We start from the raw sequence: 13,806 nt of genomic DNA, 5'->3' as shown, positions 1-13,806 counted from the left end.
AAATATGACAGATGAAGTAATGAAGTTCTCAGAAGCCGATTTGGCCGAGTTCAAAGAAATTATCTTAAAAAAAATTGATAAAGCTCAAAATGATTTGGAACTTATCAAAAGTGCCTATATGAATGATTTGAATAATGGCACCGATGATACATCGCCTACTTTCAAAGCGTTTGAAGAAGGTTCTGAAACGATGAGTAAAGAAGCGAACTCTCAATTAGCCATTCGCCAGGAAAAGTTTATCCGCGATTTAAAAAACGCTCTTTTTAGAGTAGAAAACAAAACATACGGTGTTTGCAAAGTAACCGGAAAATTAATTTCAAAAGAACGTTTGAAATTGGTTCCGCATGCAACCATGAGTATTGAGGCGAAGAACATGCAGCGTTAAGAGTTGCTGAGTAACTAAGTTGCTTAGTAGCTGAGATATAAAATTAAAAAATAATCAATAAAAAAAGAGATAACTTTTAGGGGGCTATCTCTTTTTTATTATTCTAAAATTAGAATTAAAAATTCACCATACTCATCACTTCCAACGTGTGATTTTCACTATAATTGTATTGGATGATTTTGTTGATGCCAACGGCAATTAAATGCGTGTCTAACGCAATCACATCTTTCACTTGGTCTTCATACGTATTTTGTAAGGTTAAGGCAGCCGAATTGGTAGCATTAAACACATTTAAATTTCCATCGGCACACACGTACAAAACGTTATTTTTAATTCCCAACCCATACGGTTGATGTAGTAAATAGGTGGAAATCAAGGTTGGGTTTTCAATGTTTGTAATGTCAATTACATTCACTTGGTCTTCAATGGAACCGCAATTAGAACCACCACGAACAGTAATGTAAGCCGTATTGCCAAAAACCACAACCGGATCACAAGCGGTAGCATGAGCAAAACTCGATACAAAATAAGGATTAAATTCATCCAAGGCGTTTACAATATACATTCCGTTGGTAGAGCCGATAAAAAGAAATTCTTTTTGTTTGAATAAGGTTTCAAAAACACCGCCACCCATCCATTCGGTCAAATAAAGGGTTTTGTCGTAAAACGTTTCCGTTGGATTAGCAATGTTAAATACTTTTAAATTATATGATTCGACCATGTACAACGCATTGTTGTTGATTTGAAATTTAGCATACGAACCGCCGGTTCCCACATTTCCGCCATTAGCACTTTCAAAGTTTGCCAGTGCATCATCCGCCCAGAGGATTGCATCACCGGTTGGTCTTTCTCGGTTTTCAATTCTAAAACCAACCATGATTTCACCTTCAGAAGGATAAACATCGTACGCATAAAACTCTGCATCAGCCGGATAGATTGGGTAGAACGAAATTACATTTTCTGCCACTCGCACCACTTCAATGTTGTTTACATCAGAAATATCAAAAACAACCAAATCCACAAAATTATCCGCATACAAGTAATTGCCTTTTACCGCAATATCATGCACCCCTTCTAAATTTATAAAAGCCGTATTTTGCGGATTTGAGGGATTTGAGTTATCAAAAATGTGGATGCCGGATTCTTGTGCCACATAAAAAAGCAGGTTTTCAGCGACATAAATTTTTCCATCTGCATTGGTTTGTTGAGCAGACGTTACAGAAATGTTACTTCGTAAAGCTTCCAATGATTTTATCACCGGAACAGCAAATTTTGCTGTCTCCATTGAACGGTCATCGTCTTGGTTGCAACTTGCAAAAAAACTTACGAAGAAGGACAAGCAAAGTAATTTTAATGTTTTCATTATCAATTTGGTTAGGTTAAACAAATGTAAATACATTTTGATAAATGAAAGATGAAAAAATTGTCAAAGGTTGCGTGAAATGCTAAAAAAAATTTAAAGTTTTAACCCTAAACTGTATATTTCCATTTTTGTTTAAGAATATTGCTATTTTTGCACCATAAAACCTAACGAATGTCTTTAAAGAAAGCCTATTTGATCGTCATTATCATCTTATTAGTTGATCAGATATCTAAATTATACATCAAAACCAATTTTGTTTTAGGAGAAGAAATCAAAGTGTTCGATTGGTTCCGCATTCATTTTATAGAAAATGAAGGCATGGCTTGGGGAACCAAAATCCCGGGTGATCACGGAAAGTTATTCTTGACTTTATTCCGTATCGTGGCCGTTTTTGGCATTGGTTATTGGTTGTGGGACAGCGTTAAAAAACGCAGTTCCCATTACTTGATTGTAGCCGTTGCACTCATACTTGCAGGAGCATTTGGAAACATCATCGACAGCGTTTTTTATGGGGTGATTTTTAACGACAGCCATTATGCCGCTTCTACTTTATTTTCAGATAATCCTTATGGAACATGGTTTCATGGAAAAGTAGTCGATATGCTTTATTTCCCCATCTGGAAAGGAACATTACCGGAGTGGTTGCCTTTTGTTGGCGGAAATTATTTTACTTTTTTCAATGCCATTTTTAACATTGCCGACATGGCCATTTCTACCGGAGTTGGAATTTTGATTGTTTTCAACAAAAGAGCTTTTGGCATAACAGATAAAGAAGAAGTTGCATCAAACAATGAAGTTTCAGCTTAATCAAATTGATAAATTTCGGATGGTGTAACGCAATAATTCAGCGGAATATCCAATTTAAAAATATCTTCAATTTCATCTTCTGCTTCAAAAAAAGATAAGCCAATTTTGATGGTTTCCGGATTGCATTCCGCTAAAAATTGATCATAAAATCCTTTTCCATACCCAATGCGATGACCCTTTTTGTCAAAGGCTAAAAGCGGTACAAAAATCACTTCAATCATTGAAACAGGAACTTCCAAACCATTCATCGGTTCCGGAATATTGTATTCGTTTTTTTTAATTTTGGTATTATCCGTCAACAAAAAATGTGTCATTTTTCGGGTTTGAAAATCAGTTTTGCCAATCACAATTTCTTTGTCTTTACCGGCTAAAATTTGCAGAATAAATTCGGTGTCAATTTCTTTCAGTTCTTCAATGGTTAAAAACAAATGATAATAGGTTTTATCCCAACAATTCAAACGAAGCAATTGGTTGGCAATGGCCATGCTTTTTTCTTCAATTTCTTGTTGAGAAAATTTTGAGCGAAGGACTTTGTACTGTAACCGAAGTTCTTTTTTATGCATAAACCGAAGCTTTCAATTCGGTTATAAATGTAATTAAATGTTCCGGCTCCACATGATTCATCACCACAATTTTATACCATTTGTTGTCATTTAAATGTGATTGCGGTACGAGTTTAAAACGATTGGCTATTTCTTCAGTAATGAATTCGGCATGAATGGTCACACTATTCATAAACGGTTCCCTAAAATAATTTACCTCTATTTTGTCTAATTCTCGGCACAAAAAATCGGTTCTTCCTTGCAAGGTGATCACTTTTTCAAACCAACCATGCGGACCATACGTAGAAAGAATCATCCACACGGCAATAGCATTGGCTCCCGAACGGCTTCCGCAAAGCGTTACATCCAATCCTTCCACATACTCGGCTTCGCGAGTGAGCACATGCCCAATAAGGTTTTTCCGGCAAATAAAAATGCCTGTACCATAGGGAGCTTGAAGCATCTTATGCGCGTCAATTGTAATAGAACTGATATTTGGATTGTTAAAATTTATTTGCGAATCCGGATTGCTAAACGGATAAACAAATCCGCCATAGGCGCCGTCAATATGCAATTTAAATGATAGTTTTAACTCGTTTAAAATGGCAATATAGTCATTCGGATTATCCACCGAGCCAAACATCGTTGTGCCCATATTGGATACTACAATAAAATATTTTTTGCCACTTACATGAGCTTTCGCTACAATAGATTGTAAAGTCTTTTTGTTAATTTGTCGGGAATTAAAATCAACCGGAATTTTTAACCAATCCAATTGTAATAAATTTGCCCCTTTCGGGATAGAATAATGCGTGTCTTCTGAGGCAACGATGGCAATTTCGTTCAACTTGGCGTTGCATTCCTGTTGAAAAAAATTGCGATACATCCATAACGCCTGAATATTTGCTTCGGTTCCACCGGGTGAAATATAACCATCAAATGCATTGGGCTTTGATTTAAAAACATCAATAGCCAACGCTTCCAACACTTCCCGCTCGAGTTGTTGTGTCCCTTTGAAAACACTTTCCGACTCGCCTAAGGTATGACAGCCAATGTGGTTGGGATTGGCCACAAACGTCTGCAAGGTTGGAGCTTCCTTGAGAAAAGGAGCATTGTCGTAAAACACTTTTCCGTCTAATTTTGAAGCAGGAAAACCCAACGAAATGTCTTTTGAAAAGTTTACGTTTTCTTCCAAAGCTAAATGAACTCGGTTCAACCGTTCCTCATGTGTGTATTTTTTCCAATACGCCATAATCACTATTTTGGGCAAAACTAAGTTGTTTATCAGAAAGGAAATATGATAAATGTTAGGTGGCGAACTATTGCACGCTCCTTTTTTTACTAATATATTTGTACAATGCAGACTAATTCATTAGAACTCCAACTTCAAACCCTCCCGGACGGGCCGGGTGTGTATCAATACTATGACAAAGAAGGAAAGATTTTATATGTTGGAAAAGCAAAAAATCTCAAAAAGAGGGTATCGTCCTATTTTACAAAATCGCATGACAATCACAAAACAGCCGTTTTAGTCAAAAAAATTGTTGAAATCAAGCACATTGTCGTTTTGTCTGAGCAAGATGCACTTTTGTTGGAAAATAACTTGATTAAAAAATTACAACCGCGTTATAACATCAACCTTAAAGATGACAAAACGTATCCGTGGATTTGCATTAAAAAAGAACCCTTTTCACGCATCTTTCCCACCCGAAAAATGATTAAAGACGGTTCAGAATATTTTGGCCCTTATACCAATTTCAAAATTGTCAATACACTTTTGGATTTAATCAAAGAATTATATCCTTTGCGAACGTGTAACTACGATTTAAACGAACAAAACATCCAAAACCACAAATACAAAGTCTGTTTAGAATACCACATCGGCAACTGCAAAGGCCCGTGCGAAGGATTGGAAACATTGGAAAATTATCAAAAGCAAGTTGATGCCATCCGTGAAATTTTAAAAGGTAACTTCAAAGAAAGCCTAAAAGAATTCAAACAAAAAATGAATGTTTTTGCCACTGCTATGCAATTTGAAGAAGCTCAAAAAATAAAAGAAAAAATGGATGTTTTGGTAAATTACCAAGCCAAATCCACTATTATCAATCCAAAACTATCCAATATTGATGTGTTTTCCATTATTTCTGATGAAACAATGGCCTACGTCAATTTTCTTCAAATAGCTCACGGAGCAATTATTCGTTCGCACACACTTGAACTCAAAAAGAAACTCGATGAAACCGACGAAGAACTCCTAGAACTTGCCGTTGTTGAGTTGCGAGAACGATTTAATTTGACTTCCAAAGAAATAATTTTACCCTTTGAACTTGATTTTGGTAACAATATCAGAATCACCGTTCCGCAAGTAGGCGACAAAAAACAAATACTCGAACTCTCTCAACGCAATGCCAAATACCACCGTTTGGAGCAGTTAAAACAAATACAAATTGTAGATCCGGAACGGCACACGAACCGTATTATGGCACAAATGCAGAAAGATTTACGCCTTTCGATTGAGCCGCGTCATATTGAATGTTTTGATAACTCCAACATTCAGGGAACCAATCCAGTGGCGGCTTGTGTGGTTTTTAAAGATGGCAAGCCCAGCAAAAAAGATTACCGCCATTTCAACATCAAAACCGTCGAAGGTCCCGATGATTTTGCCTCGATGGAAGAAGTGGTTTACCGTCGTTATAAACGACTGCTTGATGAACAAGAGCCGTTGCCGCAACTTATTATTATCGATGGAGGAAAAGGTCAATTGTCTTCGGCACTTAAAAGTTTAGACGCACTACATTTACGGGGCAAAATTGCTATCATCGGTATTGCCAAGCGGCTCGAAGAACTTTTTTATCCGGGCGATTCCGTGCCATTGTACCTCGATAAAAAATCGGAAACACTTAAAATTATTCAGCAATTGCGTAACGAGGCTCACCGTTTCGGAATATCGCATCATCGCGATAAACGAAGTAAATCGGCTTTACAAACCTCGCTCGAAACCATTCCTGGCATCGGCGAAAAAACAATGATTACGTTACTAAAACATTTCAAAAGTGTTAAAAGATTAGCATTAGCCTCCGAAAATGAAATTTCTGTTGTCGTTGGTACATCAAAAGCAAAAAAAATTCACGAATTTTACAGAAATATACCTAACTAATACATTTTGAAGCGAATCGTTCCTGCCTTTTTGGTTTTCAATTTCCCGCTTTCGCCTATATCTCACCACTTTGTTACGAGAATATTGGCTCTATCGGGGCTAGGAAGAATTTGTCTTTTGTATCTGTTACCCATCACCCTTTACCTTGTGCCTATTCCCTTTTTCGCTCAAGATTCCATTCCAAAACAACCTAAAATCGGATTAGTTTTAAGTGGTGGAGGAGCAAAAGGATTGGCTCACATTGGCGTTTTAAAAGTCATTGAAAAAGCCGGTATTAAAATCGATTACATTGGAGGAACTAGCATGGGAGCTATCATTGGCGGATTATATGCATCAGGCTATACTGCAACTCAACTTGATAGTATTTTTAACAATACTGATTATAATGCTGTGATTCAAGATTTTGTTCCACGGTCTTCCAAAAACTTTTATGAAAAAGCAAACGATGAACGCTATGCCTTTGCATTGCCTTTTAATAAATTCAAAATAGGTATTCCAACCGCATTGTCAAAAGGTTTGTATAATTATAATATGATCACCCGTTTAACCGCAACCGTTCGACATGAACGGGACTTTAAAAAATTACCCATTCCGTTTTTGTGTATCGCTACCGACATTGAGACCGGGCAAGAAGTTCTATTGGACCAAGGATTTTTAGCTCAATCGGTTTTGGCGAGTGGAGCTTTTCCATCGCTTTATTCTCCTTTAATTATCGATGGAAAGTATCTTATCGATGGCGGCGTTATTAATAATTATCCCCTTGATGAAGTAAAAAAAATGGGAGCCGATATTATAATTGGAGTTGATGTTCAAGACGACTTAAAAAGTCGGGAATCATTGGAAGATGCAACTCGAATTTTAGTTCAGATTTCAAACTTGCAAATGATTCAAAAGATGCAAGAGAAAAAGAAACTGACGGATGTTTATATACGACCGGACGTTGAGGAGTATTCCGTTATTTCTTTTGACAAAGGAGCAAAAATCATTGAGCGTGGAGAATCAGCAGCTAATAATGTGATTGAACAACTTTATACGCTAAGTACTTCCTATCAAAAGCAAAAAACTATTGTTCCATTCACAGAGACAGATAGTTTGTTTATTTCTTCTATTTCTCATACCCAATTAGAAAACTATACAAGAGCATACATTGTTGGGAAACTTCGCTTTAAGCCGGGGAGAAAAATTAGCTTTGCTGAACTAAAACAAGGAATTGAAAACCTCAACGCAACCCAGAACTTTGGCTCTATTAATTATACCCTTGAAAAAGAAGGAAGCGGTGATCGAATCAACTTAAATCTAACCGAAAATCCACACAAAGCTTTTTTGAAATTAGGACTGCATTATGATGGATTATTCAAAAGTGGTATTTTAGTAAATTTCACCCAAAAGAAAATAGTGTTTAAAAACGACATTTTTTCAACAGATGTTGTATTAGGCGATAACTTTCGATACAATCTGGATTACTATATTGACAATGGTTTTCATTGGAGTTTTGGGGTTAAATCACGATTTACAGGATTTAATAGAAATGTGACGACCGATTTTAGTCAAGGTGTTTTATTTACAACCCCGGATGTTAATTCCATTAACATTGATTTTTCTGATTTTACTAATCAAATATACATGCAAACGGTTTTTGTTCAAAAATTTATGGTTGCAGGAGGTTTGGAGTATAAACACCTAAAGTTAAAATCAGAAACATTAAATAATGAAGGTACAATAATTGAAAACAGCGATTATTTAAGTGCATTCGGATATTTAAAATATGATTCTTTTGACAATAAATACTTTCCTAAAAAGGGATGGTATTTTAATGGCGATATTCAAGCTTTTCTTTTTTCATCAGATTACACAAACACCTTCAGTAAGTTTACGATCTTGAAAGCAGATGCCGGTTTTGCACAAAAACTATTTAATCGAACCACATTGACAATTCAAACCGAGGGAGGTTTATCAATTGGTGAACAAACTGTTCCGTTTTTTAACTTTGTTTTTGGCGGCTACGGTTTTTATCCTTTAAACAACTTCAAACCTTTTTATGGGTATGATTTTTTAAGCTTCGCCGGAAACAGTTATGTGAAAGGTCAATTTCAACTAGACTATGAAATTTTCAGAAAAAACCATTTGAATTTTTCTGCCAATTTTGCTAATGTGGGTGATAAACTTTTTGACTCTAGTGATTGGTTAAACCGTCCTGCCTATACCGGGTATGGCTTTGGATACGGTCTGGAAACCATTTTTGGCCCTGTAGAAATAAAACACAGCTGGTCACCGGAAACCAAAGATCACCACACTTGGTTTAGTGTTGGTTTTTGGTTTTAATTGTGTTGTATTCAAATTTTTACGATATTTGTGTTATAATTTAGTAAAACCGTAAAAATGTTTGTAATTCTTGGTTTTTTAGTAGCGTTTGGTTTAGGTATTATTGTTGGTGTAAACATCAAAAAAAACCAGTATTAATTAATCTCTCATTGTTATGAAACCTTTTTGGCCCGGTTTGTTAGCCTACCTCCACTTCTTGATGAAACGCAATCCGGAATGATTTAATGTGTCGATTCGCCAATTCGTCAATGTTACAATTACTTAATTTTTGTTTAATTAAAAATTCAAAAAAATGCCATTTTATCATCAATTAGGAGAAATTCCTCCCAAACGTCATACACAATTCCGAAAACCAAACGGCGAACTTTATTATGAGCAATTATTCGGTACAGTGGGTTTTGATGGCATGTACTCCAACATGTATCACGTGCACAGACCCACGCAGGTGAAAGAAATTCGCAAACAATATTCGGTAGCCCCATCCATCGCCAAAGCCAACAACATGCAATCGTATAAATTGCACGGTTTTGATGTTGCTCCTGAAAAAGATTATTTAGAAAGTCGCAAAATTGTGTTGACTAATTCCGATTGTCACATCACTTTAGCCTCTCCACAAAACAAAACGCAGGATTATTTTTATAAAAATACCGATTCGGATGAAATGATTTTCATCCATAAAGGAAGCGGGAAATTGCGGACATTCTTAGGAAACATCGATTTTAAATATGGTGATTACTTATTAATTCCTCGCGGAATCATTTATAAAATCGATTTTGATACGGAAGATAATCGTTTGTTTATCGTAGAATCAAGAAGACCTATTTATACCCCTAAACGCTACCGAAATTGGTTCGGACAACTACTCGAACATTCGCCCTTTTGCGAACGCGATTTACGTCGTCCCACCGAATTGGAAACGCATGATGAAGTGGGCGACTTCATGATTAAAGTCAAGAAAAAAGACGAAATTATTGAAATGATTTATGCTTCACATCCATTTGATGTGGTGGGTTACGATGGGTTTAACTATCCGTATGCATTCTCTATTCATGATTTTGAACCAATTACCGGAAGAATACATCAACCTCCACCGGTTCATCAGACTTTTGAAACCGATGCGTTTGTAGTTTGCTCGTTTGTCCCGAGATTGTATGACTATCATCCGCTTTCCATTCCGGCACCATATAACCACAGCAACATCGATAGCGATGAAGTGTTGTATTATGTTGATGGTGATTTTATGAGCAGAAACGATGTAAAACCCGGAAACATATCATTACACCCAGCTGGAATTCCACACGGACCACACCCGGGAGCTTATGAACGAAGCATCGGAAAAACAGAAACAAAAGAGTTGGCCGTAATGGTTGACACCTTTAAACCTTTGATGGTAACGGACGAAGCAATGAAAGTTGCGGATGAGAAGTACTTTCAATCATGGCTTTAGCCTCTTAACCCCCAAAGGAGGAAATGCTAAAAATTAAAAAATAAAGTTTAACCCAATTGGTTGATGAAATGGAAATTTTAGCAGTTTTCAAAATTGACAAATCGACACATAAACCAATTGACAAATTAAAAAATTATGTCACAAGAAATAAAATCAGTAGAATACGGATTAGAAAAAATATTTGAAGGAGCACAAGATTTCCTGCCATTGATGGGAACCGATTATATAGAATTTTATGTGGGAAATGCTAAACAAGCAGCTCATTTTTATAAAACCGCCTTCGGATTTCAATCCTTGGCTTATGCCGGATTGGAAACAGGAGTTCGAGACAGAGCTTCCTATGTTTTGAAGCAAGACAAAATCCGTTTGGTGTTAACCACCGCCTTAAAAAGCGATTCACCCATTGGCGAACACGTTAAAAAACACGGAGACGGAGTGAAAGTGGTTGCTCTTTGGGTAGAAGATGCCCGAAGTGCCTTTGAAGAAACTACCAAACGCGGAGCGAAAATTTTTATGGAACCAACGGTTGAGACCGATGAATTTGGTGAAGTGGTACGTGCCGGAATTTACACTTATGGCGAAACCGTTCATATGTTTGTTGAACGCAAAAATTACAATGGAACTTTTTTACCAGGTTATAAAGAATGGAAGTCGGATTATAATCCAACTTCGGTAGGTTTAAAATATGTAGACCACATGGTGGGTAATGTGGGTTGGAATGAAATGAATACCTGGGTAAAATGGTATGAGGATGTGATGGGATTTGTTAATTTCCTTTCGTTTGACGACAAACAAATTACGACCGACTATTCGGCTTTGATGAGTAAAGTAATGAGCAACGGAAACGGAAGAATCAAATTTCCAATTAATGAACCGGCCGAAGGAAAGAAAAAATCACAAATTGAAGAATACTTAGATTTTTATGAAGGTCCGGGTGTGCAGCACATTGCGGTAGCCACCGATGATATTCTTTCCACAGTTGGACAAATGCGTTCACGCGGAATAGAATTTTTAAGCACACCACCACAAGCGTATTACGATGCCATCCCGGAACGGTTAAAAGACCACATGTCTAAATTTAAGGAAGACATCAACGAACTTCAAAAATTGGGAATCATGATTGATGCAGATGAAGAAGGCTATTTGTTGCAAATTTTCACTAAACCAATTGAAGATAGACCAACGCTTTTCTTTGAAGTCATGCAACGCATGGGAGCAAGAGGTTTTGGTGCAGGCAATTTTAAAGCGTTGTTCGAAAGTATTGAGCGAGAACAAGCGTTACGAGGAACGTTATAATCGTTTTTTTAACCGAAAAATCCGTTACGTTTCATAAAATCATTGTGAAACTTAGCGGATTTCTATTTTATTACGACAACAAGAAGTTTTTTGTAAATAAAAATTAACAAAATAGTATTAAAAATACGAATAGTGAAATTTTACACCTTCTTTCAATGCGTTTTTTGTTGAATATGTGTTAAAGTCAAAAAATAACTAACAATTTAATAACCAACTAATTACCTTTGCACTCGCAAAAAAGGAGGAGTGGTTACCTTCTTTTAAGTAATGTAAATTTTCATAATTTATAGTTTTTTTGGTTAGTTAATAGCATACAACTCAATCGTGATCGGTTGGGTTTTGTGTTTTTATAAGGTTTTGATTAGTCAATGTGACAAGTAGATGGAAAACGATTTACGTTTGATAAAAATACAGCAGTACTATTCCGCAAAGATCCTCGGGTTTTCGCGGATTTTTTTATATTTGGAATGGAGATTCCGATTTAATAAAAAAGCATAAGTTATATCTATTGAGCTTTTGAGTATAATAGCGGTCTTGGTTTTAATTAATGTTGTTCCGCATTCTTGAAAAACTCAGAGCAATGCGCACAGTTAATAGTGGGGATGCTAGATTTTTGATTTTAATTCTAATTATTAATCCCTTACTTTCCCAAAACAATCCTAAAAAAACATTAAAACACCCTCTTTTTTTGAGGTCTTTTTTAGATTTAGTACATTTGGAACAGAAATTGCAACGTCTAATAAAAAAAGACAAAAATTTATGAAAAATTTACTGCTTCTATGCTTGTTTTTATCGACAGTCAGTTTCGATTCACAAACTAATTCTCCTGCGAGAGAAGATGCTTTTGATGTGGGTGAATGGTTTCAATTTCGAATTCACTACGGTTTGATTAATGCCGGAATGGCTGAGTTAAGCGTGAGTGAAGCCACTCGAAATAACAAAAAAGTATTTCACGCCAAAGGTCGAGGTTACACCACCGGAATGACCAAATTTTTCTTTAAAGTGGAAGATGATTACCAAAGTTTTATTGATAAACAAACCGGAAAACCGTATCAATTTATTCGAAAAATTGATGAAGGAGGCTACACCAAAAACCAAGAAGGGTTTTTTAACCAGGCCAACAACACCGTTTTGGTAAAAGATTATAAACGTAAGACTGAAAAAACTTTTGAAATACCCGATAAAACCCAAGATATTTTATCAACGTTTTATTATTTGAGAAACCATCCCAACGTAGATAAATTAAAAGTAGGTGAATCAATAGACATTGATATGTTTTTTGATGAAGAAATTACAAAATTTAAACTAAAATTTATTGGTCGTCAAGATTTAAAAACTAAATTTGGACTCGTTCCCACCATGATTTTCAGACCTTACGTTCAAGCGGGTCGTGTTTTTAAAGAACAAGAAAGCTTAACTGTTTGGATTTCAGATGATGACAATAAATTGCCTTTGCGAATTAAAGCCGAATTAGCCATTGGCTCGCTTAAAGCCGATTTGGAAAATTTCAAAGGACTAAAACATACCTTTACCGTTAAAGCAAAACCGTAATGAATACAACCGCGCACGAAGAAATACTTGAAAAATTAGAAGAAAAGTTTCAGGCAATTAACCAAAAAACTGAAACACATCTAGAAGGACTTTTGTGGGCAAAACCCATTACTTATTGGGATTATATTCAAACCGATGCTTTACTGAACTTACAAACCCAACGCACTACCCTACCGGATGAAATGGTTTTTGTCATGTATCATCAAGTGAACGAATTGTTGTTTAAAATGATTCTGTGGGAAATCGAGCAGGTATGTAAAAACGACAAACCTGAAACCTCTTTTTTTACCGAAAAATTAATGCGAATTAGTCGGTATTTCGATATGCTCACCACTTCTTTCACCATTATGAAAGACGGCATGGAAGTGGAACAATACATGAAATTTCGCAACACATTAACGCCTGCCAGCGGATTTCAGAGTGCTCAGTATCGCTTGATTGAATTTGCCTCAACCGACTTGATTAATTTAATTGATTACCGTTTTAGGAGTTCGATTGACCGTGAAACGCCTTATGAGCATGCCCTTGAACATTTGTATTGGCAAGCAGCCGGAAAAGATTATAAAACCGGCGAAAAATCATACCTGATTGTAGAATTTGAAAGAAAATATAAAAAAGACTTTTTGTCCTTCATGGAAGAATACAACACGATTAATCTTTGGCAAAAGTTCAAACAATTGCCCGAAGAAGATCAAAAGAATGAAGAGCTTATAAAAGCCATGCGTCATTATGACTATACCGTAAACATTACGTGGGTGATGGGACACTTTAATGCAGCAAAAAAATATATTGAAAGTGGTCATGGAAGTGGCGAAGCAACCGGCGGAAGCGATTGGAAAAAATACATGCTACCTAAATACCAACGAAGAATCTTCTTCCCGGAATTATGGTCGGAAGATGAATTAGCCAGTTGGGGAGAAAAAGAAAGTGTTTAAT

Annotated in this window: 11 protein-coding genes; 8 read left to right on the top strand and 3 right to left on the bottom strand. The window is 36.2% G+C overall.

What is annotated here, in order from left to right; all coding sequences use genetic code 11:
* Nucleotides 1-4 precede the first annotated feature (4 nt).
* Entirely contained in the window at nt 5-385 is a 381-nt protein-coding gene (locus B0I10_RS04535) for a TraR/DksA family transcriptional regulator (RefSeq protein ID WP_112085301.1), read from the top strand.
* A gap of 115 nt (nt 386-500) precedes the next feature.
* Here the strand turns inward: B0I10_RS04535 and B0I10_RS04530 are convergent, their stop codons facing one another.
* Complete coding sequence (locus B0I10_RS04530) at nt 501-1,748, bottom strand: LVIVD repeat-containing protein (protein ID WP_181456889.1); 1,248 nt, start codon at nt 1,746-1,748, stop codon at nt 501-503.
* Between the two features lie 171 nt (nt 1,749-1,919).
* Here B0I10_RS04530 and B0I10_RS04525 point away from each other — a divergent pair, with 171 nt between their 5' ends.
* Nucleotides 1,920-2,555 (top strand): lipoprotein signal peptidase, encoded by a 636-nt coding sequence (locus B0I10_RS04525; RefSeq protein WP_112085299.1) that lies wholly within the window; start codon nt 1,920-1,922, stop codon nt 2,553-2,555.
* Here B0I10_RS04525 and B0I10_RS04520 read toward each other — a convergent pair.
* Nucleotides 2,552-3,118: a 5-formyltetrahydrofolate cyclo-ligase gene (locus B0I10_RS04520; protein WP_112085298.1), complete on the bottom strand. Its 567-nt coding sequence runs from the start codon at nt 3,116-3,118 to the stop codon at nt 2,552-2,554. The genes B0I10_RS04525 and B0I10_RS04520 overlap by 4 nt on opposite strands.
* Complete coding sequence (locus B0I10_RS04515) at nt 3,111-4,349, bottom strand: pyridoxal phosphate-dependent decarboxylase family protein (protein WP_112085297.1); 1,239 nt, start codon at nt 4,347-4,349, stop codon at nt 3,111-3,113. The genes B0I10_RS04520 and B0I10_RS04515 overlap by 8 nt, the downstream gene beginning before the upstream one ends.
* A 105-nt stretch (nt 4,350-4,454) precedes the next feature.
* On the opposite strand from B0I10_RS04515, the gene uvrC reads away from it, so the two are divergent.
* The 6 genes from uvrC (at nt 4,455) to B0I10_RS04480 (ending at nt 13,805) form a co-directional block, all read left to right on the top strand.
* Nucleotides 4,455-6,254, top strand: a complete 1,800-nt coding sequence (uvrC, locus tag B0I10_RS04510) for an excinuclease ABC subunit UvrC (RefSeq protein WP_112085296.1) — start codon at nt 4,455-4,457, stop codon at nt 6,252-6,254.
* A 147-nt stretch (nt 6,255-6,401) separates the two neighbouring features.
* A complete protein-coding gene (locus B0I10_RS04505) occupies nt 6,402-8,576 on the top strand; it encodes a patatin-like phospholipase family protein (RefSeq protein ID WP_245942949.1) in 2,175 nt (724 codons plus the stop codon).
* A 292-nt stretch (nt 8,577-8,868) separates the two neighbouring features.
* A complete protein-coding gene (locus B0I10_RS04500) occupies nt 8,869-10,023 on the top strand; it encodes a homogentisate 1,2-dioxygenase (RefSeq protein WP_112085295.1) in 1,155 nt (384 codons plus the stop codon).
* A gap of 135 nt (nt 10,024-10,158) precedes the next feature.
* Nucleotides 10,159-11,319 (top strand): 4-hydroxyphenylpyruvate dioxygenase, encoded by a 1,161-nt coding sequence (gene hppD / locus B0I10_RS04495; protein WP_112085294.1) that lies wholly within the window; start codon nt 10,159-10,161, stop codon nt 11,317-11,319.
* A 759-nt stretch (nt 11,320-12,078) separates the two neighbouring features.
* Nucleotides 12,079-12,870 carry a DUF3108 domain-containing protein gene (locus tag B0I10_RS04485; protein WP_112085292.1) on the top strand — a complete coding sequence of 264 codons (792 nt, stop codon included), beginning with the start codon at nt 12,079-12,081 and terminating at the stop codon, nt 12,868-12,870.
* A complete protein-coding gene (locus tag B0I10_RS04480; protein ID WP_112085291.1) occupies nt 12,870-13,805 on the top strand; it encodes a tryptophan 2,3-dioxygenase family protein in 936 nt (311 codons plus the stop codon). Before B0I10_RS04485 ends, B0I10_RS04480 begins: the two co-directional genes overlap by 1 nt.
* Nucleotide 13,806: the final 1 nt, after the last annotated feature.

The organism is Flavobacterium lacus, from assembly GCF_003268815.1.
GTDB lineage: Bacteria > Bacteroidota > Bacteroidia > Flavobacteriales > Flavobacteriaceae > Flavobacterium > Flavobacterium lacus.
Note: the sequence above shows the minus strand (reverse complement) of the source record. Positions and strands in the feature narration are given on the sequence as shown.